This is a genomic window from Kocuria sp. ChxB, assembly GCF_044359605.1.
Classification (GTDB): Bacteria; Actinomycetota; Actinomycetes; order Actinomycetales; family Micrococcaceae; genus Kocuria; species Kocuria rhizophila.
The window spans coordinates 1,190,008-1,216,182 of the sequence record NZ_CP121123.1; the positions used below are offsets into that span (position 1 = coordinate 1,190,008).

Annotated in this window: 22 protein-coding genes, 1 tRNA gene and 1 riboswitch; of the genes, 14 read left to right on the top strand and 9 right to left on the bottom strand. The window is 71.7% G+C overall.

The features are described from left to right. Positions 1-103: 103 nt before the first annotated feature. Entirely contained in the window at positions 104-2,053 is a 1,950-nt protein-coding gene (gene acs, locus P8S73_RS05210) for an acetate--CoA ligase (protein ID WP_019310054.1), read from the top strand. 217 nt (positions 2,054-2,270) lie between these two features. After that, positions 2,271-2,717, top strand: coding sequence for a type II 3-dehydroquinate dehydratase (aroQ, locus tag P8S73_RS05215; protein ID WP_029603198.1), 447 nt, complete (start codon positions 2,271-2,273; stop codon positions 2,715-2,717). Positions 2,718-2,819: 102 nt separating this feature from the next. On the opposite strand, the gene P8S73_RS05220 is transcribed toward aroQ, so the two are convergent. After that, positions 2,820-4,004 carry a MarP family serine protease gene (locus P8S73_RS05220; RefSeq protein ID WP_039100578.1) on the bottom strand — a complete coding sequence of 395 codons (1,185 nt, stop codon included), beginning with the start codon at positions 4,002-4,004 and terminating at the stop codon, positions 2,820-2,822. A 254-nt stretch (positions 4,005-4,258) separates the two neighbouring features. Here P8S73_RS05220 and P8S73_RS05225 point away from each other — a divergent pair, with 254 nt between their 5' ends. After that, a complete protein-coding gene (locus tag P8S73_RS05225; RefSeq protein ID WP_019310051.1) occupies positions 4,259-4,936 on the top strand; it encodes a Crp/Fnr family transcriptional regulator in 678 nt (225 codons plus the stop codon). 84 nt (positions 4,937-5,020) lie between these two features. Here the strand turns inward: P8S73_RS05225 and P8S73_RS05230 are convergent, their stop codons facing one another. The 3 genes from P8S73_RS05230 to P8S73_RS05240 are packed head-to-tail and all read right to left on the bottom strand — an operon-like array spanning position 5,021 to position 6,631. Continuing rightward, a complete protein-coding gene (locus P8S73_RS05230; RefSeq protein WP_019310050.1) occupies positions 5,021-5,935 on the bottom strand; it encodes a hypothetical protein in 915 nt (304 codons plus the stop codon). Positions 5,936-5,937: 2 nt separating this feature from the next. After that, the gene (locus P8S73_RS05235; protein WP_019310049.1) at positions 5,938-6,417 is read right to left on the bottom strand and encodes a RidA family protein; all 480 of its coding nucleotides are present in this window, start codon (positions 6,415-6,417) and stop codon (positions 5,938-5,940) included. Positions 6,418-6,436: 19 nt separating this feature from the next. Continuing rightward, the gene (locus P8S73_RS05240) at positions 6,437-6,631 is read right to left on the bottom strand and encodes a DUF4177 domain-containing protein (RefSeq protein ID WP_019310048.1); all 195 of its coding nucleotides are present in this window, start codon (positions 6,629-6,631) and stop codon (positions 6,437-6,439) included. Between the two features lie 118 nt (positions 6,632-6,749). Here P8S73_RS05240 and P8S73_RS05245 point away from each other — a divergent pair, with 118 nt between their 5' ends. Genes P8S73_RS05245 through P8S73_RS05255 form a run of 3 tightly spaced genes read left to right on the top strand, consistent with a single transcriptional unit; the run spans position 6,750 to position 12,839 of the window. Further along, positions 6,750-8,891 (top strand): transglycosylase domain-containing protein, encoded by a 2,142-nt coding sequence (locus tag P8S73_RS05245; RefSeq protein ID WP_019310047.1) that lies wholly within the window; start codon positions 6,750-6,752, stop codon positions 8,889-8,891. After that, positions 8,888-9,811 (top strand): metallophosphoesterase, encoded by a 924-nt coding sequence (locus P8S73_RS05250; protein WP_019310046.1) that lies wholly within the window; start codon positions 8,888-8,890, stop codon positions 9,809-9,811. The genes P8S73_RS05245 and P8S73_RS05250 overlap by 4 nt, the downstream gene beginning before the upstream one ends. Positions 9,812-9,821: 10 nt before the next feature. After that, positions 9,822-12,839 carry an FAD-binding and (Fe-S)-binding domain-containing protein gene (locus P8S73_RS05255; RefSeq protein ID WP_039100576.1) on the top strand — a complete coding sequence of 1,006 codons (3,018 nt, stop codon included), beginning with the start codon at positions 9,822-9,824 and terminating at the stop codon, positions 12,837-12,839. Between the two features lie 16 nt (positions 12,840-12,855). On the opposite strand, the gene P8S73_RS05260 is transcribed toward P8S73_RS05255, so the two are convergent. Beyond that, the gene (locus P8S73_RS05260; protein ID WP_039100575.1) at positions 12,856-14,103 is read right to left on the bottom strand and encodes an MFS transporter; all 1,248 of its coding nucleotides are present in this window, start codon (positions 14,101-14,103) and stop codon (positions 12,856-12,858) included. Between the two features lie 98 nt (positions 14,104-14,201). Here P8S73_RS05260 and P8S73_RS05265 point away from each other — a divergent pair. From P8S73_RS05265 to P8S73_RS05275, 3 genes are all read left to right on the top strand, one after another. Further along, positions 14,202-14,275: transfer RNA gene (locus P8S73_RS05265), tRNA-Pro, on the top strand. 91 nt (positions 14,276-14,366) lie between these two features. After that, positions 14,367-15,221, top strand: a complete 855-nt coding sequence (locus P8S73_RS05270; RefSeq protein ID WP_039100574.1) for a PhzF family phenazine biosynthesis protein — start codon at positions 14,367-14,369, stop codon at positions 15,219-15,221. Continuing rightward, positions 15,218-15,637: a thiol-disulfide oxidoreductase DCC family protein gene (locus tag P8S73_RS05275; protein ID WP_224764890.1), complete on the top strand. Its 420-nt coding sequence runs from the start codon at positions 15,218-15,220 to the stop codon at positions 15,635-15,637. Before P8S73_RS05270 ends, P8S73_RS05275 begins: the two co-directional genes overlap by 4 nt. 15 nt (positions 15,638-15,652) lie before the next feature. Here P8S73_RS05275 and thiE read toward each other — a convergent pair whose 3' ends face one another. Beyond that, positions 15,653-16,315 (bottom strand): thiamine phosphate synthase, encoded by a 663-nt coding sequence (thiE, locus tag P8S73_RS05280; protein WP_039100573.1) that lies wholly within the window; start codon positions 16,313-16,315, stop codon positions 15,653-15,655. Between the two features lie 132 nt (positions 16,316-16,447). Next, positions 16,448-16,570: riboswitch (TPP riboswitch) on the top strand. Here thiE and thiO point away from each other — a divergent pair. The 4 genes from thiO to moeB all read left to right on the top strand — a co-directional run bounded on the left by thiO (position 16,561) and on the right by moeB (position 20,418). Further along, complete coding sequence (gene thiO, locus P8S73_RS05285; protein WP_039100572.1) at positions 16,561-17,832, top strand: glycine oxidase ThiO; 1,272 nt, start codon at positions 16,561-16,563, stop codon at positions 17,830-17,832. Its footprint overlaps the riboswitch before it by 10 nt. Next, complete coding sequence (thiS, locus tag P8S73_RS05290) at positions 17,829-18,182, top strand: sulfur carrier protein ThiS (protein ID WP_372747947.1); 354 nt, start codon at positions 17,829-17,831, stop codon at positions 18,180-18,182. The genes thiO and thiS overlap by 4 nt, the downstream gene beginning before the upstream one ends. Positions 18,183-18,184: 2 nt before the next feature. Continuing rightward, complete coding sequence (locus tag P8S73_RS05295) at positions 18,185-19,162, top strand: thiazole synthase (RefSeq protein WP_039100571.1); 978 nt, start codon at positions 18,185-18,187, stop codon at positions 19,160-19,162. After that, the gene (gene moeB, locus P8S73_RS05300) at positions 19,159-20,418 is read left to right on the top strand and encodes a molybdopterin-synthase adenylyltransferase MoeB (protein ID WP_039100570.1); all 1,260 of its coding nucleotides are present in this window, start codon (positions 19,159-19,161) and stop codon (positions 20,416-20,418) included. The genes P8S73_RS05295 and moeB overlap by 4 nt, the downstream gene beginning before the upstream one ends. Positions 20,419-20,663: 245 nt before the next feature. Here moeB and P8S73_RS05305 read toward each other — a convergent pair whose 3' ends face one another. Genes P8S73_RS05305 through P8S73_RS05315 form a run of 3 tightly spaced genes read right to left on the bottom strand, consistent with a single transcriptional unit; the run spans position 20,664 to position 24,129 of the window. Further along, the gene (locus P8S73_RS05305) at positions 20,664-21,308 is read right to left on the bottom strand and encodes an LUD domain-containing protein (RefSeq protein ID WP_039102022.1); all 645 of its coding nucleotides are present in this window, start codon (positions 21,306-21,308) and stop codon (positions 20,664-20,666) included. Next, positions 21,305-23,290 carry a LutB/LldF family L-lactate oxidation iron-sulfur protein gene (locus P8S73_RS05310; protein ID WP_039102021.1) on the bottom strand — a complete coding sequence of 662 codons (1,986 nt, stop codon included), beginning with the start codon at positions 23,288-23,290 and terminating at the stop codon, positions 21,305-21,307. The genes P8S73_RS05305 and P8S73_RS05310 overlap by 4 nt, the downstream gene beginning before the upstream one ends. After that, positions 23,287-24,129, bottom strand: a complete 843-nt coding sequence (locus tag P8S73_RS05315) for a (Fe-S)-binding protein (protein ID WP_039102030.1) — start codon at positions 24,127-24,129, stop codon at positions 23,287-23,289. The genes P8S73_RS05310 and P8S73_RS05315 overlap by 4 nt, the downstream gene beginning before the upstream one ends. Before the next feature lie 326 nt (positions 24,130-24,455). Between P8S73_RS05315 and P8S73_RS05320 the strand changes: the two genes are divergently transcribed. Next, positions 24,456-26,126, top strand: coding sequence for an L-lactate permease (locus tag P8S73_RS05320; RefSeq protein WP_039102020.1), 1,671 nt, complete (start codon positions 24,456-24,458; stop codon positions 26,124-26,126). Positions 26,127-26,175 lie beyond the last annotated feature (49 nt).

A 26,175-nucleotide genomic window follows, 5' to 3' on the forward strand; every position in this document is an offset into this window, starting at 1 on the left:
TGATGGAGCGGGCCCGCGCGGTTCCACTAGGCTGAGCGGGAGAATGTGAACTGCACCACGCGTCCGCGCGAGCGGCGCGCACCGGCCCCAGTGAAGGAGCACCATGACCCCGGATCCCGCAGCCCAGCCGAAGACCTTCGCCCCGAGCGAGGAGTTCGCCGCCCAGGCCAACGCCACCGCGGAGCTGTACACGCGGGCCGAGGAGCAGGGCGAGGAGTTCTGGGCGGACCAGGCCCGTGAGCTGCTCACGTGGTCCACCCCGTTCACCGAGGTGCTGGACTGGTCCAACCCGCCGTTCGCCAAGTGGTTCCAGGACGGCACCCTCAACGCCGCGTACAACGCCGTGGACCGCCACGTGGAGGCCGGCAACGGTGACCGCGTGGCCCTGTACTTCGAGGGCGAGCCCGGGGACAGCGCGTCCTACACGTACGCGCAGCTCAAGGACGAGGTCTCCAGGGCCGCGAACGCGTTCGAGGCGCTCGGCGTGGGCAAGGGCGACCGCGTGGCCGTGTACCTGCCCATGATCGCGGAGGCCGTGATCACCATGCTCGCGTGCGCGCGCATCGGCGCGATCCACTCGGTGGTCTTCGGCGGCTTCTCCGCGGACGCCCTGCGCTCGCGCATCGAGGACGGCGAGGCCAAGCTCGTGGTCACCGCGGACGGCTCCTACCGCCGCGGCAAGCCCACCACGCTCAAGCCCGCCGTGGACGCCGCCCTGGAGAAGGGCGGGAGCTCCGTCCAGCACGTGGTGGTGGTCAAGCGCAACGGCGAGGACGTCGCGTTCCGGGACGGCCGTGACGTGTGGTGGCACGAGGTCACCGAGAACGCCTCCCCCGAGCACACGCCCTCGGAGCAGAACGCCGAGGACCCGCTGTTCATCCTCTACACCTCCGGCACCACCGGCAAGCCCAAGGGCATCCTGCACACCACCGGCGGCTACCTCACCCAGGCGGCGTTCACCCACAAGAACGTGTTCGACCTCAAGCCGGAGACGGACGTCTACTGGTGCACCGCGGACGTCGGGTGGGTCACCGGCCACACCTACATCACCTACGCGCCGCTCGTGAACGGCGCCACCCAGGTGATCTACGAGGGCACCCCGGACTCCCCGCACCGCGGCCGCTTCTGGGAGATCGTGCAGAAGTACGGCGTGAGCATCCTCTACACGTCCCCCACCGCCATCCGCACCATGATGAAGTGGGGCGAGGACATCCCCGGCGAGTGGGACCTCAGCTCCCTGCGCCTGCTGGGCACCGTGGGCGAGGCCATCAACCCCGAGGCGTGGACCTGGTTCCACCGTGTGATCGGCGGCGGGCGCTGCCCCATCGTGGACACCTGGTGGCAGACCGAGACCGGCGCCATGATGATCTCCCCGCTGCCCGGCGTCACCCACGCCAAGCCGGGCTCCGCGCAGGTGCCGCTGCCGGGCATCGCCGTGGACGTGGTGGACGACGCCGGCACCTCGCTCCCCAACGAGACGGACGGCTTCCTGGTGGTCCGCAAGCCGTGGCCGTCCATGCTGCGCACCATCTGGGGCGACGACGAGCGCTTCGTGAACACCTACTGGGGTCAGTTCGGGGACAAGTACTTCGCCGGTGACGGCGCCAAGCGGGACGCGGACGGGGACGTGTGGATCCTGGGCCGCGTGGACGACGTCATGAACGTCTCCGGCCACCGCCTGTCCACCCCCGAGATCGAGTCCGCGCTGGTCTCCCACCCGTCCGTGGCCGAGGCCGCCGTGGTGGGTGCCAAGGACGAGACCACGGGCCAGGCGGTCTTCGCCTTCGTGATCCTCTCGGACCAGGCCACCGCCGAGAACCGGGACGCCGCCGAGCTCGCCGAGGAGATCCGCGCGCACGTGGGCCGGGAGATCTCCCCGATCGCCAAGCCCAAGAAGGTGCTGATAGTCCCCGAGCTGCCCAAGACCCGCTCGGGCAAGATCATGCGCCGCCTGCTCAAGGACGTCGCCGAGGACCGCCCCGTGGGGGACGTCTCCACGCTCGCGGACCAGACGGTCATGCAGCAGATCGTGGACTCGCTGGGCACCAAGTAGCCCACCGGCACCACCGCGTTCACGACGCCGCCGCGGCGCCTTCCCCACGGGAGGCACTGCGGCGGCGTCGTCCATGGCGCGGGCCCCGCGGCGGAGACCGCCGGACGCCCGGGCGGCGCCCGCCAGAGGAACGGCCCGCGCGATCTGCCCGGAAGAGGCACCGCGGCGTCGTGCGTCCGTGGCGAGGTGTGCGGGGCCGATGCGCTTGAATGGGGGCATGAGCGAGCTGCCGATCCACGTCCTCAACGGCCCCAACCTGAACACACTGGGGACGCGAAAGCCCGAGATCTACGGGAGCACCACGCTCGCGGACGTGGAGACGAACGTGCGCGCCAGGGCGCAGAGCTACGGCCTGGAGGTCGTGTTCGAGCAGTCCAACTGGGAGGGCCAGCTCGTGGACTGGATCCAGCGGGCGCGCACGGAGGCCTGCGGCATCGTGATCAACCCCGCCGCTCTGACCCACTACTCCGTGGCCGTCCACGACGCGCTGGAGATGTGCGAGATGCCGGTCGTGGAGGTGCACATCTCCAACGTGCACCGTCGGGAGGCGTTCCGGCACACCTCGTTCGTCTCACCGCAGGCCACTGCGGTGATCGCCGGGGCCGGGGTGCTCGGGTACGAGCTGGCCGTGGACGTGGTGGCCCGCAACCTCGGGATCGGCTGAGGGCACCGCAGCCCCGCCCTGCCACGGCGTGCTCAGCGCGCCCGCTCCACCGGCGGCGGCGTGCTCACTGCGCCCGATCGACCCGCGTCCCCGGGGAGGGACTCAGCCCGCCACGCACTGACCCGTGGGCACCGGAGCGGTGGAGTCACCCGCCGAGGCGAGGATCTCGGTGACCCGGTCCACGGGAATGGCGTACCCGGCCTCGCCCTCCACGGCCTTGGCGAACACGACGCCCACCACCTGACCGTCGGCGTCGAGCAGCGGACCACCCGAGTTGCCCTGCTCCACGTTGCCGGCGATCTGGATGATGCTGCGCGTCTGCGTCTCGCCCGTGGTCACGTTCTGCACGGGAGCCACCGCCTCACCCTGGATGGTGGCCGGGCGCAGGGTGTAGGGGCCACCCAGGGGGTACCCCGCGAAGGACACGGTCTCCCCCGGGCTCACCTCCCTGTGCATGGGGAGCGGGGCCTCCGGCAGGTCGGGGACGCGCAGCACGGCGAGGTCCGAGGCGGCGTCGTACTGCACCGTCTGGGCCGGGTAGACGCGACCGTCGCGCGTCTCCACCACCGGCTGGTCCACCCCGGCCACCACGTGCGCGTTGGTGACCACGGTGCCGGACTGAGCCACGAACCCGGAGCCCGTCTGGTTCTGCGCGCACTGGGCGGCCGTGCCGTAGACCTGCACCACGGACTGCCCGGCATCCGCGACCACCTGGGAGTCGGGGGTGTCCTGGGGATCCGGCGCCGCCTCCGTGGGGAAGAGCAGCTCGTCCAGCTGGCGGATGCCCTGCGCACCGCTGACGGCGTTGCGGGTCTGGGTCATGGCGTGGCGCACCGCGTCCGGCGTGAGCCGCTCGATGCCCCGCAGCACCTGCGAGGACGCCACCTGCTGGGACAGCGCGGGCAGGCCGAACTGGCCCACCAGAGAACCGAGCAGGGAGATGACCAGCGCCGCCACCGCCACGTTGAGCACCGCGCCCCCGAGCCGGTCCAGCAGCCCCACGCCGGATTTCTCCAGCAGCCCCGACAGCGTCCGGCCCAGCACGGTGCCCAGGTACTCCCCGAGCGCGAGCAGCACGAGCACCGTGAGCAGCACGGCGGGGATCTGCCACTGCGGGTCCACGTACGAGGCCACCACGGGGCCGGCCCAGAACGCGAGCACGGCGCCCAGGACCAGCCCGAGGATGGCGGCAAGTGACCGGAAGAACCCCCGGCGGTATCCGGCCATCAGGTACGCCAGGAGCACGACGATCAGCAGCACGTCCAGAAGGTTCAGGGCCAGGGTCATGAAGGTCCTCAAAGGTGGGGGGGCCACGCGGGGAGCTGGTGCGTGTCGGGTCGAGCATACGGTGGGTGACGGGGCAGACCATGAATCCGGGCGCCGCGCAATGGGCCCGGGACGGAAACCCGACAATTCCCTGAACGTTCACTCTGAGCACCACCCGAGGGCTGGACCCGGACCGTGTGAAATTCGTTACGATGGAACGTCATCTAGCACGTGGCCCCCACACGGGCTCACCCTTCTTCGTGAGGAGATCTACCTTGGATACCGACGTCCTGCGCCGCGCTCCGCTTTTCGCTTCCCTGGACGACGAGGCGTTCGCCGCTCTGACCAAGGAGATCACCGAGGTGGATCTCTCCCGCGGCGCCACCTTGTTCCACGAGGGCGATCCCGGCGACCAGCTCTACTTCATCGTCTCCGGCAAGATCAAGCTCGGCCGCACCGCGAGCGACGGCCGCGAGAACCTCGTGGCCGTGATGGGCCCGGGCGAGATCTTCGGCGAGATGGCGCTGTTCGATCCCAGCCCCCGTTCCACGTCCGCCACCGCGGTCTCCGAGACCCGCCTGGCCGGGCTCAAGCACGAGAACCTGCGCAAGGTCATCCAGCACTCCCCCGAGGTCTCCGCCCAGCTGCTCCAGGCGCTGGCCCGCCGGCTGCGCCGCACCAACGAGAACCTCGCGGACCTCGTGTTCTCGGACGTCCCCGGCCGCGTGGCCAAGGCGCTGCTGGACCTCGCGGACCGTTTCGGCCGCCCCGCCACGGACGGCATCCTGGTGGCCCACGAGCTCACCCAGGAGGAGCTCGCCCAGCTGGTCGGCGCCTCCCGCGAGACCGTGAACAAGGCCCTGGCCGAGTTCGTCCAGCGCGGCTGGATCCGTCTCGAAGCCCGCGCCGTGGTCATTCTGGACCTGCAGCGCCTCAAGCAGCGCTCGCGCTGATCCGTTCCCCGGAGCACGACGACGCCCGCGGCACCTGCCGCGGGCGTCTCACGTTCTGCGCCGTTCCCGGTGTGCGGACGGGTCTCAGCCGTCGAGCACGAGGACGGGTTCGCCGTCCCGCAGGTCCAGCCGCGGCCGCTTGACGCGCATGTCCCGCCGGGCCGCCAGGAAGGCCACCGCGGAGGACGCCTCGGCCACGGCCTCCACCGCGCACCGCACGCCCGGCGTGGTGAGCTCCTCCAGGTCGAAGTGCCAGGGGTCGTCGCTGCGCGCGGAGTCCTCCGCCTGCTGCCGGAACGTCTCGGGCACGTCCGTGGACCAGGGGTCCTCGAGCAGTGCGCGGGCATCCACCCATCCCAGCCAGGCCCGACCGCGCTGGGTGGCCAGTGCGCAGTGGCGCTGCCCCACGGGCACCGCGGCCGCGAAGAACAGCAGGTCCAGCCGCTGGTGCACGAAGTCCGAGGTGGCCCAGTGGGACAGGGGGCGCAGGCACTCGCTGTGGAACGCCATGCTGCGCTTGGCCAGCAGGTCCGCGAACGAGATGTCCTCCGTGGCCAGCAGCTCGCGCGAGCGCATCCAGTCCACGCCCTCCACGTTCTCCGCCACCCCGTGCATGGGTGTGCCCGCGAACAGGATTCCCGCCTCCACGAACGTCTTGCGTGCCGCCGTCACGAGGCTGCGCCGGGCCAGGCCGATGTCCTCGGAGAGCAGCTTGTGGGCCCACTGCGCCGAGGACGGCCCACGCCAGTCCAGGGGTTCGTCGTCGCTGGTCTCGGTGATGCCGCCGGGGAAGGACAGCGTGCCCATGGCCTGCCGCCCGGGGCGGTGCAGCATGAGGGTCTCCACCCCGCGGTCTCCGTCCCTCACGAAGACGGTGGCCGCGCCGTGCCGCGGTGAGGAGCCGTTGAGCCCGATCCCGCGGTCCAGCCACGCCCGGGCCGCCTTGGCGTGGGCGGGGGGCACGGTGAAGATGCGCTCCCCGCCGCGGTGCCCGGACATGCTCAGGCGAACTCGACGATCAGCTCGACCTCCACCGGGGAGTTCAGCGGCAGGACGCTGACACCCACGGCGGAGCGGGCGTGCACACCGGCACCGGCGAAGACCCGGCCCAGCAGGGTGGAGGCGCCGTCCACCACGGCCGGCTGACCGTAGAAGTCCGGGGCGCTGGCCACGAAGCCCGTGACCTTCACGATGCGCTGGACCCGGTCCAGGTCCTCGATCTGCGACTTCACGGCCGCGATGGCGTTGAGCGCGCAGCGCTCGGCGAGCTCCGCGGCGCGCTCGGGGGACACGGTGCCCTCCGCGCCGGAGTCGCTCACCACGCCGGTGGCCGGCAGCGAACCGGACACCAGGGGCAGCTGCCCCGCGGTGTAGACGTGGTTGCCGCTCACCACGGCCGGGGCGTAGGCCGCCAGGGGCTTGGCCACCTCGGGCAGCTGGAGTCCGAGCCGCGCGATCCTGGCTTCGACTTCCTCACTCATGGTGTGATCCTCCCCGCGCTCAGTTCTTGGGACGCTTGAAGTAGGCGATCGGGTTGGTCTGCACGGGCGCCGTCATGTTGCCCGCGGGCGTGTCCGCGGCCTGAGTGCCGGGCAGCACGGTCACGAGCTCCCACCCGTCCTCCCCCCAGTTGTCCAGGATCTGCTTGGTGGCGTGGATCATGAGCGGAACGGTTGCGTATTCCCAAGTGGTCATGGCCACCACACTACTTGCCGGGACGTGCTCGCGCGCGGGTCTGCCTGCCGGGGACATCACAGCCGAACCGCACCTCGGGTGGACCGCCGCGGTCGGACCCGGCTTGTAGACTGGCGCAATGGCATCACGCAACACATCGGGCCCTGAGCCCACCTCGGTCCTGGGCAACGTCATCGCGTTCATCGCGGTTGCCGTGGTTGCCGGAGTGGTCGTGGCCGGGCTCCTGATCCCCCCCGCCGCGGCCGCCGGAATGGCCGCCAACGCCTCCATCGGCTGGTTCAAGTCCCTGCCCGCCGAGATGGAATCGGGCCCGGTGTCCCAGGCGTCCACCGTGGTGGCCAAGGACGGCACCGAGGTGGCCAAGTTCTTCGCCCAGAACCGTGACCCCGTGCCGCTGGAGGAGATCTCCCCGCACATGGTGGATGCGCTGATCTCCATCGAGGACCGCGACTTCTACGAGCACGGCGGCGTGGACCCGTGGGGCATCGCCCGTGCCATGGCCAACAACCTGGTCAACCCGAGCGCCCGGCAGGGTGCCTCCACCATCACGCAGCAGTACGTGAACAACCTCATCATCGACCAGCAGGTGCGCAACGGCGAGGAGACCAGCACCATCGGCGCCGACAAGGGCGTGGTGGACAAGGTCAAGGAGATCAAGCTCGCCCTGTCCATGGAGCAGGAGAAGTCCAAGGACGAGATCCTCGAGGGCTACCTGAACATCGTGCTCTTCGGCGGCTCCAACTACGGCGTGGAGGCGGCCGCCCAGTACTACTGGGGCATCCCCGCGTCCAAGCTCAGCATTGCGCAGTCCGCCACCCTGGCCGGCATGGTGCAGTCCCCCAACTACTACGACCCCCAGGTGAACCCGGAGGCCTCCACCCAGCGGCGCAACGTGGTGCTGGACACCATGGTGCAGACCGGCGCCATCACGCAGGCGGAGGGTGAGAAGGCGGCCAAGGAGCCGATGACCCTGGACGTGCACCCCACCAACTCGGGCTGCTCCGCGGCGAAGTCCGCACCGTACTTCTGCGACTACGTGGAGAACGAGATCATGCAGTCGGACGTCTACGGGGCCACCCCGGACGAGCGACTGGCCACCCTGCAGCGCGGCGGACTGACCATCCAGACCACCCTGGACCCCAAGGCCCAGAAGGCCGCGGAGGAGCAGGTCAACGCCACCCAGCCCAAGGACAACAACCCGGACAACGTCTCCACGGCCCTGGTCTCCCTGGAGCCCAGCAACGGCCACGTGGTGTCCATGGCGCAGAACACCAACTACTCCGCGGCGGAGGGTGACTCCAACACCACGTACAACTTCAACGTGGACAGTTCCATGGGTGGCGCCGGCGGGTTCCAGGTGGGCTCCACGTTCAAGCCGTTCACCCTGGCCGAGTGGATCAACTCGGGCAAGGGCGTCAAGGCCAGCATCGACGCCCGGAAGCTGAACTACCCCGCGGACTACAAGTGGAAGGCCTCGTGCCTGCCCAACGGGTACAAGATCGAGCCCGGGACGAACGGCGAGGGCCTGACCTTCCAGAACGCCACACCGGGCTACAACAAGGTGATGGACGTGGACTACGGCATCTACAACTCCATCAACTCCGCCCTGTACGCCATGGCCGCGGACCTGGACCTGTGCGCGATCGGTGAGATCACCAAGGCCCTGGGCATCCACGACGGCAAGACCGGGGACCCCGTGGACACCACGGTGCTCTCCTCCCTGCTGGGCGGTTCTGCGGACATCTCCCCCATGACCATGGCCCGGGCGTTCTCCGCGTTCGCCAACGACGGCGTGATGTGCGAGCCGCGCGCCATCACCAAGGTCACGGACAGCACCGGGAAGAACTACGAGGTCCCGGCCACCAAGTGCGAGCAGGTGATCAAGAAGGAAGTGGCGCAGGGCGTGAACTACGTCCTGGAACAGGTGATCGTGAAGGGCTCCGCGTACCAGCGCGGGATCGGGCTGCCGAACGCGTCCGCCGCCAAGACGGGCACCACCGACAACTCCACCCAGACGTGGATGCTCGGCTACACCAAGGGCCTGTCCACCGCGTCCTGGGTGGGCAACTACGAGTACGGCTCGCGCTCCCTCAACGGTCTGAACATCGGTGGCAAGACCGGCGGCTCGGGCACCGACTGGGTGGACGGCGCCACCTACGCGGGTGCCCAGTGGCAGAACTACATGAAGGCCGTGGCCCCCAGCTACAGCACGGCGCCCTTCTCGGACCCGCCCGCCAGCGTCCTCTCCACCACGAAGTGACCGCAACACCCGAGACCGGCACCGCCTCGGCCGCGCGATTCGTCGCCGCGGCCGGGGCGGGCCTGTTCGCCGCGGGAGCGGGCACACTGGCCTGGGCCTCCCTGGTGGAGCGTCGGCGCTTCCAGCTGCGGCAGGAGACGGTGCGCGTCCTCCCGCGGGGCGCACGGCCGCTGCGCGTGCTGCACATCTCTGACCTGCACACCGTTCCGGGGCAGGAGGCCAAGAAGCGCTTCGTGCACTCCCTGGCCGCACTGGAGCCGGACCTGGTGGTCGACACCGGGGACAACCTCTCCCACATGAAGGCTCTGCCGTACCTGCTGGAGATCCTCGAGCCCCTGTTCCGCTTCCCCGGCGTGTACGTCCCGGGGTCCAACTGCTACTTCGCGCCGCGCCCCAAGAACCCCGCGCGCTACCTGTGGCGCACCACGGCCAGCGAGAAGAAGGACGAGGCGCCGCGGCTGCCCACCGAGGACATGCACCGGGCCTTCGACGCCCACGGCTGGGTGGGGCTCATCAACCGCTCCCAGCGACTGGAGGTGGCCGGCGCGGTCCTCGACTTCTCCGGCGTGGACGACCCCCACCTGAACTACGACCGCCACCCCGGTTTCCCCGAGGGCGAGCCGGCACCCGCGGACGTGCGGATCGGGGTGGCCCACGCGCCGTACCTCCGGACCCTGGACCGCTTCGCCGCGGACCGCGCGGACATCGTCTTCGCGGGACACACCCACGGCGGCCAGGTCTGCCTGCCCGGGGGTCGCGCGCTGGTCAGCAACTGCGACCTGGACCCGGCGATCTGCAAGGGGCTCATCGAGCACCGGGGCGTCCCCGTGAACATCTCCCAGGGACTCGGGGAATCCCGCTTCGCCCCGGTGCGGCTCTTCTGCCCGCCGCAAGCCGTTCTGGTCACTCTCACGGACTGAGGTACTTCCCATGGCACCGATCCGCCTCCCCCTCCCCACCCGCCGGCCCGACGACGCCGCCCCTGCCACCCCTGCCTCCCCGCTGGACCGCGCGGTGGCCAGGATCGAGCGGGAGTGCGGCAGCGGCGTCGTCGTCAGCGGGGAGCTGGAGCGGCGGGCCGTGGCCCACGACGCCTCTCACTACCTGCTGCAGCCCCGCGCGGTGCTGCGTCCGCGGGACGAGTCCGAGGTGGGGCGCATCTTCGCGGCCGCCGCGGAGGCGGGCGCGGGGCTGACGCTGCGCTCGGGCGGCACGTCCCTGTCCGGGCAGGCCGTCACGGACCAGCTGCTCGTGGACGTGCGCCGGCACTTCAAGGCCGTGGAGGTCCTGGACCAGGGCGCCCGCGTGCGCGTCCAGCCGGGCGTCACCGTGCGCCAGGTCAATGCCCGGCTGGCCCCGCACGGGCGGTCGCTGGGCCCGGATCCGGCGAGCGAGTCGGCGTGCACGCTGGGCGGAGTGGTGGCCAACAACTCCTCCGGGATGGCGTGCGGCACGGAGTTCAACACGTACCGCACCCTGGAGTCCATGGTGCTCGTGCTGCCCTCCGGCACGGTCCTGGACACCGCCGCCCCGGACGCCGCCGAGACGTTGCGGGCGCGCGAGCCCGAGCTGTTCGAGGGCCTGCTCCGGCTGCGGGACCGCGTGCGGGGCAACCCGGAGTCCGTGCGGACCGTGGAGCGGCTGTTCGCCATGAAGAACACCATGGGCTACGGGCTGAACTCTTTCCTGGACCACGAGGACCCCGTGGCGATCCTGGAGCACCTCATGATCGGCTCCGAGGGCACGCTGGGGTTCGTGGCGAGCGCGACCCTGCGCACCGTGCCCGTGCACCCGCACGTGGCCACCGGCCTGCTGGTGTTCCCCACCGTGGTGGCCGCCACGAGCGCGGTGCCGGAGCTGGTGGGCTCGCACTGCGCCACCCTGGAGCTGCTGGACGCCACGTCCCTGGCGGTCTCGCAGCGCACGGGGCTCGCCCCGCCCGCGATCATGGACATCCCCGTGGACCAGCAGGCCGCGCTGCTCGTGGAGTACCAGCACGACACCCCGGACGGTGTGCGGGAGCTGGCGCAGGCGGCGTCGTCCACCTTCGATGCGCTGGAGCTGACCGGGCCCGTGTCCCTGACCACGGACCCCCGCGAGCGCGCGAGCCTGTGGACCGTGCGCAAGGGGCTCTACACCACCGTGGCGGGCAACCGGCCGCAGGGCACCAACGCGCTGCTCGAGGACGTGGTGGTGCCCGTGGACCAGCTGGGCGGCACGTGCGAGCAGCTCACCGGGCTCTTCGACGCCCACGGCTACCGGGACTCCGTGATCTTCGGCCATGCCAAGGACGGCAACGTCCACTTCATGCTCAACGAGCAGTTCGACGACCCCGCCCAGCTGGAGCGCTACGAGCGCTTCACCGAGGAGATGGTGGACCTGGTGCTCGGCCGCGGGGGCTCGCTGAAGGCGGAGCACGGCACCGGGCGCATCATGGCGCCGTTCGTGCGGCGGCAGTACGGGGACGAGCTGCACTCCGTGATGGTGGAGCTCAAGGCCCTGATCGACCCCGGGAACCGCTTCAACCCCGGCGTGATCCTCACCGAGGACCCGCGTGCGTACCTGCGGGACCTCAAGACCGCCCCGCCCGTGGAGTCCGAGGTGGACCGCTGCGTGGAGTGCGGCTACTGCGAGCCGGTGTGCCCGTCCCAGGACCTCACGCTCACGCCGCGCCAGCGCATCGTGGGCCGCAGGGAGATCGCCCGGGCCGAGGAGCGCGGGGACACCGCCCTGGCCGCACGGCTGCGCCGCGAGTACGACTACGCCGGGCTGCAGACGTGCGCGGTGGACGGCATGTGCGTCACGGCGTGCCCCGTGCACATCAACACGGGTGACCTGGTGCGCCGGCTGCGCGCGGAGAACCACTCCACGGTCGCGGACCTCGCGTGGGGGGCCGCCGCGCGCTCGTGGGCCGCGACCTCTGCGGGGGCGTCCTTCGCCCTCACGCTGGCCTCGCGCATGCCCGCCGCGCTGCCCGCCTCTGCGACCCGCGCGGCCCGCGCCGTGCTCGGCGCGGACACGGTCCCCCGCTACAACGCCACGCTCCCGGCGGGTGGCGGCAACCGCTCCCGGTTGACGACGCCGCCCGCGCCCTCCCCTGCCGAGCGACCGTCCCGAGGGGCTGCGGGCACCCCGGGCACGAGTGCCGTGGGAACGGGTGCGGCGGAACCGGGGGCGACGGCTGCCCGCGGTGACACCGCGGCGTCGGCCTCCGCGCAGCACCATCCCGTCCGAGCCGTGTTCTTCCCCGCGTGCATCGGGGCGATGTTCGGCACGGTGACCGGGGAGGGCCCCTCGGCCTCCGAGGCGTTCCTGCGGCTGTGCGAGCGCGCCGGTGTGGCCGTGCGGATCCCGGAGGGCATCGACTCGGCCTGCTGCGGCACCCCGTGGAAGTCCAAGGGCCTGCCCACCGGCTACGCCACGATGACCGAGCGGACCCTCGGGATGCTGTGGGAAGCCTCCGAGCAGGGGCGGCTGCCGGTGGTGTGCGATGCGGCGTCCTGCACCGAGGGGCTCGAGACCATGCGGGAGCTGGCCACGGACCATCCCGTGTACCGCGAGCTCCGCTTCGTGGACGCCGTGACCTTCACCGCCGAGCACGTGCTGCCCGGCCTGGACCGAAAAGCACGCCTGGAGACCCTGGCCGTGCACCCCACGTGCTCGTCCGTGCACCTGGGCGCCACCGAAGACCTCATGCGGGTGGCCCGGGCGTGCGCCCGGGAGGTCACCGTGCCCGTGGACTGGGGCTGCTGCGGCTACGCCGGGGACCGCGGGATGCTGCACCCGGAGCTCACGGCGTCCGCCACGCGGCGCGAGGCCGCGGAGGTGCGGGCCGGTGATTTCGATGCATATGCATCGTTGAACCGGACGTGCGAGCAGGCCCTCACGGAGGCCACGGGCCGGCCCTACGAGCACGTGCTGCAGGTCCTGGAGCGAGTCACCCGCTGAGCCGGACGGACGCGGCTCAGCCCCGCGGCGGCGTCGTGCCCGGATCCGGGACACCCCGTGCCGCGGCGCGCGCCACCGGGACCGCGGAGGCCGCGCACACCAGCACGCCGAAGAGCAGGCACCACACGAAGCCCGTGGTGGGCTCCACCCCGGCCCAGCGGGCCACGGCCGGCGCCACGAGCGACAGCACGAACGGCACCGCGAAACCCGTGTAGGTGAGGGTGTAGAACACGCCGATGAGCGCCCCAAGCTCGTGCGGGCGGGCCATGAGCTCCACCTCGCGCAGCCCGGCCACCATCATGAACCCGTAGCTCACGCCCAGCACCACGGCCGTGGGAACCGCGAGCCAGCTCGAGTGCCAGGTCACCGTCAGCGCGCCGAGGACCAGGCCCACGCTCGCCGCGCCGAGCCCGGTGACGGACAGCGGGAGCCACCCGTGGCGCGCGAGCCGCGCCGCGAGCGGCTGCACCAGCACGCCCGTGAACATCACGGCAGCGGCCACGACGCCCAGGTAGGCCACGGGCCAGCGCACGGTGCTGAGCAGGAAGGACGGGATGCTCGCAAAGGCAATCGTCGCCGTGCCGAACACCCACGGCGCCCATGCCGCGACCACCCAGAAGAACCGGGACGTGCGCGCCACGGCAGGAACCAGGGGCCGTGACGGGCGCGGGCCGCTCGCGGGTGGCTGCGTCTCGGGGACGTTCCACACGAGCACCGCGGCCACCACGGTGAGGACCACGTGCACCACGAACGGGGTGACCTGCGGCGCGGGCAGGAACTGCGCGAGCAGCCCGGCCGCGAGCGGCCCGGCACCGAAGCCCGCGGAGAGCACCACGGTGGCCCGCCGGGGTCCGGCACCCGGGCGGTCGGTGCTCAGCTGCTTGACCCACGCGGACCCGGACGCCATGGCCATCCCCACGCCGAAGCCCATGATCCAGCGGCCCGGGTACAGCAGCCAGTCCGTGGTGTGGGACGCCGCCGCGAGCACCAGGGACGCCACGAGGACCACCGCGAGCGCGGGGCGCATCACGGCGCGCCGGCCCCGGTGGTCGGAGACCGGGCCGAGCACGAGCAGCGCAGGCACGAGGCCCGCCGCGTAGATCCCGAGCATCCCGGTCACGAAGGACTCGCTGAGCCCGTCCTGCGAGCGGTAGACCTCGAGCATCGGGGCGAAAAGGTTGGCACCGAACCCCACGGTGAACATGGCCGTGCCCACGCGCCACCACGTGCGAGGGGTGACGGCCGTCACGGCGGGGTTCTCCATACCAGCGAGGCTACCGGGGCGGCGCGGGGAAATTTCACATTCTCCGGACCCTGACGCTATGCTGAAGCAGTTGTTCGCGGGTTCGCCCGTGCAACTTCCGGGATGTGGCGCAGCTTGGTAGCGCGCGTCGTTCGGGACGACGAGGTCGCAGGTTCAAATCCTGTCATCCCGACCGAAATCCCCTTGCTCCTCCGCAACCGGAGCAAGGGGATTTTTTTCATGCCCGCCCCCCGCGCGTCGGGGCTCCGTGGTGGAATCGGGGCATGACCTCCGCACCCCGTTCCCGCCCGTTCGCCCAGGTGGACGTGTTCTCCGCCGAGCCCTTCCGGGGCAATCCCGTGGCCGTCGTCCTGGACGGCGCGGACCTCACGGACGAGCAGATGGCACGGTTCGCGAACTGGACCAACCTCTCCGAGACCACGTTCGTGCTGCCGCCCACCTCCCCCGACGCGGACTACCGGCTGCGCATCTTCACGCCCGACCGCGAGCTGCCGTTCGCGGGCCACCCCACCCTGGGCTCGGCCCGCGCGTGGCTCGCGGCGGGAAACACGCCGCGCGGTGACGTCATCGTCCAGGAGTGCGCCACGGGCCTGGTCCGCGTCCACCCCACGGACGACGACGCCGCCCTCGCCTTCGAGGCCCCGCCCACCCTCCGCTCGGGGGACCTCACGCCGGACGTGCTGGAGCCGATCACCACCGGGCTGGGCCTTCACCCGGACCAGGTGGTGGCGCACCAGTGGGTGGACAACGGCCCGGGGTGGGCCGCGCTGCTGCTCAGCTCCGCGGACGAGGTGCTCGCACTGGAACCCACCTTCGCCGCACTCGGGGCGCACAAGGTGGGAGTGCTCGGCCCCGCCCCCGACAGCGCGGAGCACCGCTTCGAGGTGCGCGCGTTCGTGCCCGGGGCCACCGGGTACGAGGACCCCGTGACCGGCAGCCTCAACGCGGGTCTCGCGCAGTGGCTCGTGCGGACCGGCCGCGCCCCGCAGGACTACACCGCACGTCAGGGCACCCGGATGGGTCGTCGAGGGCTGGTCCGCGTGAGCGCGGATGCCAGGGGTGCCGTGCGCGTGGGTGGGCACTGCACGGTGTGCGTCTCGGGGAGCGTGGTCCTGTGAGCACCCGGCTGCACGTGGTCTTCGACGGCCGGTGCGGTTTCTGCACCCGCACGGTGGGCTGGGTGCAACGCCTGGACCGCCACGGACGGATCGAGCTGCACGCGTGGCAGCACCCGGGCGTGCCGGAGCGCTTCGGCCTGACCCCGCAGCAATGCGACGCCTCGGTCTGGGCGGTGCCCGCCGGGCCCGGGGACCCGCAGGGCGACGGCGGGCACGCGGTGAGCGGTGCCCGAGCAGTTGCGAGCATCCTTGACACAGCCCTGGGCACACGCTTCTTCAGCGCGCTCTACGGGCTGCCGCTGGTGGCCCGCACCCAGGAGACCGTCTACCGCTGGGTGGCCGCTCACCGAGGACGCTTTCCGGGCGTCACCCCGTGGTGCGAGCAGCATCCCGGGCAGTGCGGTGCCGTTCGCTGACCGGCGCCTCCCCCGTCAGGCGGGCAGCGCGTCCCGCAGCGCGCGTGCGGCGGCGGTGACGTCGGTGGCCTCGGTGACCGCCCGCACCACCACGATGCGCGAGGCCCCGGTGCCGAGCACGGCGGGGAGCCGGGCGGCGTCGACACCCCCGATCGCGAAGAACGGCGTGTCCCCGGCGTGCTCCGCGGCGTAGCGGGGCAGCTCCAGGCCCACCGCGGCCCGTCCCGGTTTGGTGGGGGTCTCCCAGACCGGTCCGGTGCAGAAGTAGTCGAGCCCGGGATCCGCGAGCGCGGCGTCCACCTGGGCGGGCGAGTGGCACGAGCGGCCGAGCACCACGTCAGGGCCCAGCACCGTGCGGGCCTGCTGCGTGGTGAGATCCCCCTGGCCCACGTGGAACACGTCCGCGCCGGTCAGCAGGGCCACGTCCGCGCGGTCGTTCACCGCGAAGAGCTTGCCGTGCTCACGGGCGACCTCCGCGAGCACCTCGATGGCCTCGATCTCCGCGGCCGCCTCAAGCGTCTTGTCCCGCAGCTGGATGATGTCCGTCCCACCCTCGTACGCGGCGTGCAGGAACTCCCGCAGGTCACCGCGTTCCCGTCGTGCGGTCACGCACACGTAGAGCCGTGCGTCCCGCAGCTTCTCGCGGCGTCGTCGTCCCTGGTCCTCGATGTGTGCCATGCCGCCATAGTGGCACGAACCGGCACTGGGCGCGCGGCGAGCGATCTGCTCCCCGCGAATTCCCCGGGGACGGGGGCCACGGGGAGGACTAGACTGGCCGCGTCGTCCGGCCGCCACCCACCGCGCCGTCCGACGAGCTCCACGGGAGCCCGCACCCGTCCGCACGGACCACCGCAGCGGGCTGAGAGGGCGTGAGCCGCCGACCGGTCACCTGATGCGGATCATGCCGCCGGAGGGAGGAAGAGATGCCCGAGAACACACCCGCCCACGTGGTGGTGGCCGGGGCCGGTCTGATCGGCCTGGCCACAGCGCTCGAACTGCGACGCCGCGGGGCCGCCGTCACCGTGGCCGATCCCCAGCCCGCGTGGGGCGCCACACGCGCCGCCGCGGGGATGCTGGCGCCCGTCGCGGAGACCCAGTACGGCCAGGAGCGGCTCTACCCCCTGATGCGCGCGTCCGCCGAGGAGTACCCCGGCTTTGTGGAGCGCGTGGCCGCGGCCACGGGACTCGGCACGGGATACCGCACCGAGGAGACGCTGGTGGTCGCCGCCGACGCCGCGGGCGCCCGGTCCCTCTCCGACCTCGCCTCCCACCAGATCGCCTCGGGCATGGACGTGGAGGAGATCTCCACGCGCGAGGCCCGCTCCATGGAACCCGCGCTCGCCCCCAGGCTCGGGGGTGCCGTGCGCATCGTCTCCGACCGTCAGGTGGACCCGCGGATGCTGGCCGCCGCCATGGTCGAGGCCCTCAACGCACCGCACGCCGAGACGCTCGAGGGCGCCGCGGATGCCGGCCCGGTCACCTGGCTGACCCACCGGGTGGAGTCGGTGCAGGTCCCCCGCAAGGGCCCCCGCAGGGTGGAGGGTGCGCTCCTGGACAACGGCGAGCGGATCCCCGCGGACGCGGTGGTGGTGGCCTCGGGGCTCACGGCCAACACGATGGGCGGGCTGCCCGAGGACCTGGAGCTGCGGCTGCGACCCGTGTTCGGTGACATCCTGCGGCTGCGCGTCCCCGACTCCGTGCTGGGACCCGGTGAGGAGCACCTGCTGACCCGCACGGTGCGCGCCCAGGTCATGGGCCGCCCGGTCTACATGGTCCCGCGCGTGGACCGCACCCTGGTGGTCGGTGCCACCAACCGCGAGGACGGCCGGGAGTCGGTGCTGGCCGGAGGCGTCCACCAGCTCCTGCGGGACGCCCGCGCGGTGGTTCCCGCGATCGACGACTGCGACGTCCTGGAGATGATGGCCCGGGCCCGCCCGGGCACCCCGGACGACCTTCCCTACCTCGGGACCACCTCCGTGGCCGGGCTGGTGATCAGCACCGGGCACTTCCGCCACGGCATCCTGCTGACCCCGGTGGCCTCCCGCCTCGCGGCGGAACTCGTGACCGGGATCCTGGACCCCGCCGTGGACCACCAGCGGGACGTGGAGTTTCTCGCCGCCACGGATCCGGGGCGGCACTCCCGCCCGAACCACGACCTGCACGACACCACCGACTTCTCGGGAGGACTCGCATGAGCGCCCCTGCACCGCACACACCAGAGGCCGGCGCCGAGCCCGGTTCCCCGGACACCGGAGGACCGGTGCCCGCCACTGGCGAGCCCCCCGCACCGCGGCACCACGCCGGTCCGGGCACCGCGAGCATCAACGGCTCCCCTGTGGAAGTTGGAGAGGGGTTTACCCTCACCGATGCGGTGGCCCAGCTGACCGGCCGAGAGATCACCCCGCAGGGCACCGCCGCGGACGGGCACCCCCTGGGGATCGCCGTGGCCGTGGACGACACCGTGGTCCCCCGCTCCCTGTGGGCCACCACCTCCGTGGCACCGGGGCAGTCCGTGGAGGTCGTCACCGCGGTGCAGGGAGGCTGAGCATGACGGACAAGGATCTGGGCACAGCGCCGCTGACGGTGGCCGGGGTGGAGCTGACCTCACGGCTCATCATGGGCACCGGCGGTCTCACGGACCTCGCCATGCTCGAGCGCGCCCTGCTGGCCTCCGGCACCGAGCTGACCACGGTGGCCCTGCGTCGCTTCTCCCCCGGCCCGTCGCGGCCGGGTGCCGCCTCCGTTCCCGGTGGCTCCGGAGCGGGGGTGGACGGAGGCGGCCCGCGCGGAACGGGAGCCACCGGTGGGACGGGTGCGGCGGCGTCGTCGTCGGGGGCCCCGCAGGACAGCCTGTACGGAATCCTGCGCCGCCACGGCATCCGGGTGCTGCCGAACACCGCCGGGTGCTACACGGCCCGGGACGCGCTGCTGACCGCAGAGCTCGGACGCGAAGCGCTGGAGACGGACTGGGTCAAGCTGGAGATCATCTCCGACGAGGACACCCTGCTGCCGGACGGCGTGGAGCTGCTGGACGCCACCGAGAAGCTCGTGCGGCGCGGCTTCAAGGTTTTCGCGTACACGTCCGACGACCCCGTGCTCGCGCTGCGCCTCGAGGACGCCGGGGCCAGCGCCGTGATGCCCCTGGGTGCGCCGATCGGCACGGGACTAGGCGTCCTGAACCCCCACAACATCGAGCTGATCGCCTCGCGTGCCGGCGTGCCCGTGGTGCTGGACGCCGGCATCGGCACGGCGTCCGAGGCGGCGCTGGCCATGGAGCTCGGGTGCGACGCCGTGCTGCTCGCCTCTGCGGTGACCCGCGCCCAGGACCCGGTGGCCATGGCCCACGCCATGAAGCACGCCGTGCAGGCTGGTCTGCTCGCGCGCGGCGCGGGACGGATCGCACGTCGCACCCACGCTCTGGCGTCCTCGCCCATGGCCGGGCGGATCGGCGCGGGCGAGGACGCTCCCCGCGGGGACTGGCCCGCCCGGTCCGTGGCCGAGGCCGCGGGGGACGTCACCCGATGAGTGCTCCCTCCCCGTTCGACCCCCTGGTGGAACCGGCCGCAGATCTCACCCGCGAGGAGCTCGAACGGTACTCGCGCCACCTCACGCTCACGCAGTTCGGCCCGGAGGGACAGCGTCGGCTCAAGAACGCGCGCGTGCTCGTGGTCGGCGCCGGCGGCCTGGGCGCACCCGCACTGCAGTACCTTGCGGCCGCCGGTGTGGGAACCCTGGGCGTCGTGGACGACGACGTCGTGTCCGTCTCCAACCTGCAGCGCCAGGTGATCCACACTGTGGGGGACGTGGGACGGCCCAAGGTGGACTCCGCCGCGGACGCCGTAGCCCGTCTCAACCCGCTGGTCACCGTGCGGACCCACGACACCCGGCTCAGCACCGAGAACGCCCTGGAGATCCTCGGGCAGTACGACCTGGTGCTGGACGGCGCGGACAACTTCGCCACGCGCTACCTCGTGGCGGACGCCGCCGAGCTCACCGGCATCCCCGTGGTGTGGGGCTCCATCCTGCGCTTCGACGGCCAGGTCTCGGTGTTCTGGGCGGGCCACGGACCGGTGTACCGGGACCTCTACCCCGAGGCTCCCCCGGCGGGCTCCGTGCCCTCGTGCGCGGAGGGCGGGGTGCTGGGCGTGCTGCCCGCGACCATCGGCTCCGTGATGGCCACCGAGGCCCTGAAACTCCTCACCGGCCTGGGCACGCCCCTCGTGGGCCGGGTCCTCGTCCACAACGCGCTCGCCCAGACGTGGCGCACCCTCACCGTCCTGCCGGACCCGGAGCGCAAGCCCGTCACCGACCTCTCGCAAGTCTTCGTGGCGTGCGGCCTTCCCTCCCCCGGCGACGGCGCGGCGGACCGCGGGGACGTCTCGCCCGCTGCCCCCGAGGCCGGGGTGGGCACCCCGCCGGCCGGACCGAGCGCCGTCGAGACCGTGGACGCCACCGAACTCGCCCGGCTGCTGGAGGCCCGCGAGCGCGGCGAGACCGCCTTCACGCTCGTGGACGTGCGCGAGGACTGGGAGCGGCAGCTCGTGTCCATCCCCGGATCCGTGCCGGTGCCCCTGGACCGGCTGCTCACCGACGGCGTGCGGGCGCTGCCCGCGGGCACCGAGGGGGACGTGGTCCTGCACTGCAAGGCCGGGGTGCGCTCCGCGCAGGCCCTCGCGGCCCTGCGCGCCGACTACGCCCTGCGGGAGGACAACCTCAAGCACCTGGACGGTGGCATCCTCGCGTGGATCGAGGACGTGGACCCCTCGCAGCCGCGCTACTGAGCAGTGCAAGAGCCACGCGCCGCGAGCGCCTCGAGCCCCTCCCGCACCTCACCCGCCTGGCGCACCGTCAGCACCGCCCTCCTCCACGCAGAAAAAAGTGCAGATATTGCCATCTACCGGTTGGTAGATGGCAATATCTGCACTTAATCCCTCAGGGGTGAACCTGGGCATCAGCCCGTGGGTGGGTGGTCTCCGAGGCGGGTCCCCGGGGCGCCGCTGCGCGGGCCCGTCGAGCGGTCAGACCCTCAGCCCAGCAGGATCACGTCCAGCGTGCGCGGCCCGTGGACACCCTCCACGCGCTCGAGCTCGATGTCCGACGTGGCGGACGGTCCCGAGATCATGGTGGTGGGCGCGGTGGGTTCCACCCGGGCCATGGCCTCGGGGATCAGCTCCACCACGGAGTCCAGCGGCACGATGCAGATGTGGTGGTCCGGCACCAGCGTGATGGCGCGGCGCCCCTCGTCCGGGCGCCCGGACAGGAAGATGGTGCCCGTCTGCGCGCAGGACACCGTGGAGGAGGTCACCACGGCATCCACCCGGTTGAGGTCCCGCACGGTCAGTGCGGAGGCCTTGCGGCCGTCGTTGGGATCCACGATGGCCCGGCGCGCCGCGGTCTCCTCCGGCAGCAGCGCGGTGTCCAGCCCCTCGGGGATCACGTAGCGCGCGGACGCCCCCAGCTGCGTGGCAATCCGCTGCGCCACCGTCTGAGCCGTCTCCCGGTACACATTGGCCTTGTAGTCCAGCAGCCGGTCCTCGAGCATGTCCACGATCTCGTCCCGCGAGAGCTCCGAGGTGTGCCGGTAGTCCCGGGGGACCTCGGGCGCCTGCGGGTGGTCGGAGAGCGCACCGTGCAGCCGCTCCAGGATCTCGGTCTTGGCGTCCGCGCTCATGCCTGCTCTCCGTTCTGGTCCCCGCGCTCGGCGTGGCCGTTGGGGGCGTCGATGTTGTCCTCGTGCGGATCGCCCGTGGCCTCCCGCTGGCCCCCGGCTGCGGCATCGGGACCGGCACCCGGGGTGGCGGCGTCGTCGCCCGTGCCGGCGGCGGTCTCCGCCACGCGCGAGGCCTTGGCCGCGTCCTCGGCCGCGGGAGCGCCCGGGATGGCCGACGCCGCCGCGCTGTCCTCCGCGCGTTCGTCACCGCTGCGCTGCAGGCCGGACCCCGCCGGGACACCGTCGCGTGCGAGGCGCTCGTCGGTCTCCCCCTCGTGCTTCTTCCACCAGTTGCGGAAGGACTCCTTGGGCGGTTCGGGGATGTCCCGCTCGTCGGTCCAGCCGCCCACCATGCCGGGCAGCCAGCCGATGGCGTGGTCGCGGCCCGCCACCAGTCGGCCCATGGGCAGCCCGCGCTCGGCGAGGGACATCCGCTGACCGGAGGACATCACGAAGGACGCGCCCTTCATCATGGCGTCCATCTGCGTGGGCAGTCCTCGGGAGAGGAGGGCCCGGCGCATCCGGCGCCCGGCGCGGCGCGCCCGCGAGCCCAGCTGGGACAGGGATCCCTCGGAGGGCGCAGAGTCCTGACCGCCCTGACCCTCGTCCGCGGTGAGGGACTTCTCCTCGCGCCAGTCATCGGCGCCACCCACGGCCGGGTCCTCGGTGGCGGGAGCCGGTTCGGCCCGGTCCACGCGCTGACCGTGCTGGGTGCGGATGTCCTCGTCCCGCAGGTGCACCAGGATGTCCGGGATGTTGATCTTCACGGGACACACCTGGTAGCACGCACCGCACAGCGAGGACGCGTAGGGCAGGGAGGCGTTCTTCTCGGACGTGATGCCCGTGAGCTGCGGCGAGAGGATCGCCCCGATGGGACCGGGGTAGGTGGAGCCGTAGGAGTGGCCACCCGCGTGCTCGTACACCGGGCACACGTTCAGGCACGCGGAGCAGCGGATGCAGTGCAGCGCGGAGCGCCCCTTGGGGTCCGAGAGCACGGCGGAGCGGCCGTTGTCCAGCAGCACCACGTGGAAGTTCTTGGGGCCGTCCCCCGGGGTCACGCCCGTCCACAGGGAGGTGTACGGGTTCATGCGCTCACCCGTGGAGGAGCGCGGGAGGAGCTGGAAGAACACCTCGAGGTCCTGGTAGGTGGGCAGCAGCTTCTCGATGCCCATCACGGTGATGAGCGTCTCGGGGAGGGTGAGGCACATGCGGCCGTTGCCCTCGGACTCCACCACGGACAGGGTGCCGGTGTCCGCGATGCCGAAGTTCGCACCGCTGATGGCCACCTTGGTGGTCAGGAACTTCTCCCGCAGGTGCTGCCGCGCCGCCTCCGCGAGGACTCGGGGCTCGCTCGTGAGCTCGTCCGTGACACCGGGCATCTCGCGGCTGAAGATCTCGCGAATCTCCTCGCGGTTCTTGTGGATCGCGGGCACCAGGATGTGCGAGGGCTTGTCCCGCCCCAGCTGCACGATGAGCTCGGCCAGGTCCGTCTCCGTGGCGGTGATCCCGTGCTCGGAGAGGTGCTCGTCCAGCCCGATCTCCTGGGTGGCCATGGACTTCACCTTGATGACGTCGGTGGTGTCCTGCTCCTGGACCAGGCGGGTCACGATGGCGTTCGCCTCGTCCGCGTCCCGGGCCCAGTGGACGACGCCGCCGCGTGCCGTCACGTTCGCCTCGAACTGCTCGAGCAGCTCCGGCAGCCGCGCCATCACGGTCTCCTTGATGGCGGAGCCGGCGTCGCGCAGCTCGCTCCAGTCCGGAACCTCCCCCACCACGCCGGCGCGCTTGGCGCGGATGGTGTGGGTGGCGTGCCGGATGTTGGCCCGCATCTGCTCGTTCTGCAGCTCCTTCTTGGCGGCCTTGGGGAACGCCACCTGCGCGTGCAGGTTGCCCTGCCCGTGCACGGGGCGCACGGACGGCATGCCGAGGGACGTGACGCTCATCGAGTTGCTCCTGCGGTGGTGGCCGCGCTCGTCGAACGACGGCCGGGCTGGGGGATGGACAGCTCCACGGGGCCCTCCACGTGCAGCGGGTTGGACCGGGTGGACGCGAGGATCTCCGCGAAGTGGACGGTCTGGATGTCCACCTTGCGCTTGGAGGCGGCTCCGCCCAGGTGCATCAGGCAGGAGGCGTCCCCGCCGGTGCACAGGGAGGCGCCGGAGCCGCGGATGTTGTGGAGCTTGGCGTCCGCCATGGCACCGGAGACGTCCGGGTTTTTGAAGGAGAAGGTGCCGCCGAAGCCGCAGCACTCCTCGGCGTCCGGCAGCTCGTGGAACTCGATGTCCGCCACGGAGCGCACGAGATCCTTCTGGCGGTCCCCGAGACCCAGCAGCCGCATGCCGTGGCACGAGGGGTGGTACGTCACGGGGTGCGGGAAGTAGGAGCCCAGCTGCTCGGCGGCGTCGGTCACACCCAGCACGTCCACGAGCAGCTCGGAGAGCTCGTACGTGTTCCCGGCGACCATCTCGGCGTCCTCCGCCAGGGCGTCCTCACCGCACTCGCGGGCGACCATGGGCTGCTGGTGGCCCAGGGAGGCCACGCACGATCCGGACGGTGCCACGGCGACGTCGTAGTCCACGCTGGTGAAGGCGCGCACGTGGTTGCGGATGACCGGCACGGCGTCCTGGAAGTACCCGCTGTTGACGTGCATCTGCGAGCAGCAGCCCTGCCCCTGGGGGAACACGACCTCGTGCCCCAGCCGCTCCAGGATCCGCACGGTGGCCAGCGCCACCTTGGGGTACATGGCGTCCACGATGCACGTGGCGAAGAGCGCGATTCTCATGTGTGTGGTCTCCCAACCGTCTGCGCCGGTCATGCTGTGCCCCGGTCCATCTCTGTGGCCAGACCAGGCTACGCCCGTGAGTCCGGTCACAACAACGCGCAACCCACCCCGGGACACTTCGCCGGAGGGGCGCATGGGGCCCACGCCCGCGGGTGCGCGACTCCTTCACCGTGTGACATGGATCATGTACGCTGTGTGGTCGGACCACTATGGTCTGACCACTTATCGTACGACCCGTCCCGGACACGGCGCACACCGCCCCGCCGGGACCGCCCCCTCGATCCGGGAACCACGGTTCCGATCCGGCCCCACCCCTTGGAGAACCCGTGAACACATTCACCGCCGCCACCGATGCCGTGGCGGGCAGCGTGGGCTGGTCAGCCCTGGTCGGCTGCCTGCCCCTGCTGACCTTCTTCGTGATGCTGCTCGCCTTCAAGGCGAGCGCCTACGTGGCGGGTCTGACCTCGCTCGCCGTGGCCCTGCTCGTGGCGGTCTTCGGCTTCGGCATGCCGGCCCACCTCGCCGCGCTGACGGCCACCCAGGGCGCCGTCTACGGCCTGTTCCCCATCGTGTGGATCGTGGTCATGGCCCTGTGGTTCTACCAGGTGACCGTGCTGTCCGGACGCTTCGAGGACCTGCGCACCATCTTCGACACCATCGGCGGCGGCGACCTGCGCATCCAGGCCATGCTGATCGCCTTCTGCTTCGGCGGGCTGCTGGAGGCCCTCGCCGGATTCGGTGCCCCCGTGGCCATCACCGCCACCATGATCCTGGCCCTGGGTCTCAAGCCCCTCAAGACGGCCACCCTGGTCCTGATCGCCAACACCGCCCCCGTGGCCTTCGGCGCCATCGCCATCCCCATCACCACGGCCGGCACCCTGACGGACCTGGACCCCGCGCACATCGGCGCGGTCGTGGGACACCAGGCCCCGTTCTTCGCGTTCGTGGTTCCGTTCTTCCTGCTGATGATCGTCGACGGCGCCCGGGGCCTCAAGCAGGCCTGGCCCGCCGCGCTGGTGGTGGGCGGCAGCTTCGCCGTGGCCCAGTGGTGGTGCGCCACCCACTTCTCCTACGAGCTCACGGACGTGGTGGCCTCGCTGGTGGGCCTCGCGGCCATCGTGGTCCTCATGCGCTTCTGGCGGCCCAAGGGCGCGGAGGAGGTGCGCGCGGACCTGGGCGTCACCCGCCCCGAGAACGCGGCGGTGCTCACGCCGGCACGCGTGTGGATGGCCGTGCTGCCCTACGTGCTCGTGGTGGTGGTCTTCGGGATCGCCAAGCTGTGGACCGCGGGGGTCAGCATCCCCAAGGCCCTGGCCTCCACTGACGTGAAGATCCCCTGGCCCGGCCTGCACGGCCACCTGGTCAACGCCCAGGGGGACCCCATCTCCGGCACCGTCTACACGTTCCAGTGGCTCTCGAGCCCCGGAACGCTGCTGCTGTTCACCGGCCTGGTGGTGGCTGTGGTCTACGCCGTGTTCAACCACCACGGCACGTTCCGCCTGAACATCGGCGACGCCCTGGCGGAGATTGGCCGCTGCTTCTGGAAGATGCGCTTCTCCGCCCTGACCATCATGTCGGTCCTGGCCCTGGCCTACGTCATGAACTTCTCCGGCCAGACCCTGGCGATCGGCACGTTCGTCGCGGGACTCGGCGGGGCGTTCGCCTTCTTCTCCCCCGTGCTCGGCTGGGTGGGCACGGCCGTGACCGGATCGGACACCTCCGCCAACGCCCTGTTCGCCAACCTGCAGAAGACCGCGGCCCTGGGCTCCGGGCTGGACCCGTACCTGATGACCGCGGCGAACACGTCCGGCGGTGTGGTGGGCAAGATGATCTCCCCCCAGTCCCTGGCCATCGCGTCCTCGGCCGTGGGGATGCAGGGCAAGGAGTCGCAGATCTTCCGCTCCGTGCTCCCGTGGTCCCTGGGCATGCTGCTGGCGCTGTGCTGCCTGGTGTTCCTGCAGTCCAACGTGCTCGCGTGGATGCTGCCGGCGGCCTGAGACGGCCGGGTACAGTGAACAGCCTCGGCCCGCCACCGCAGCTCGCGGT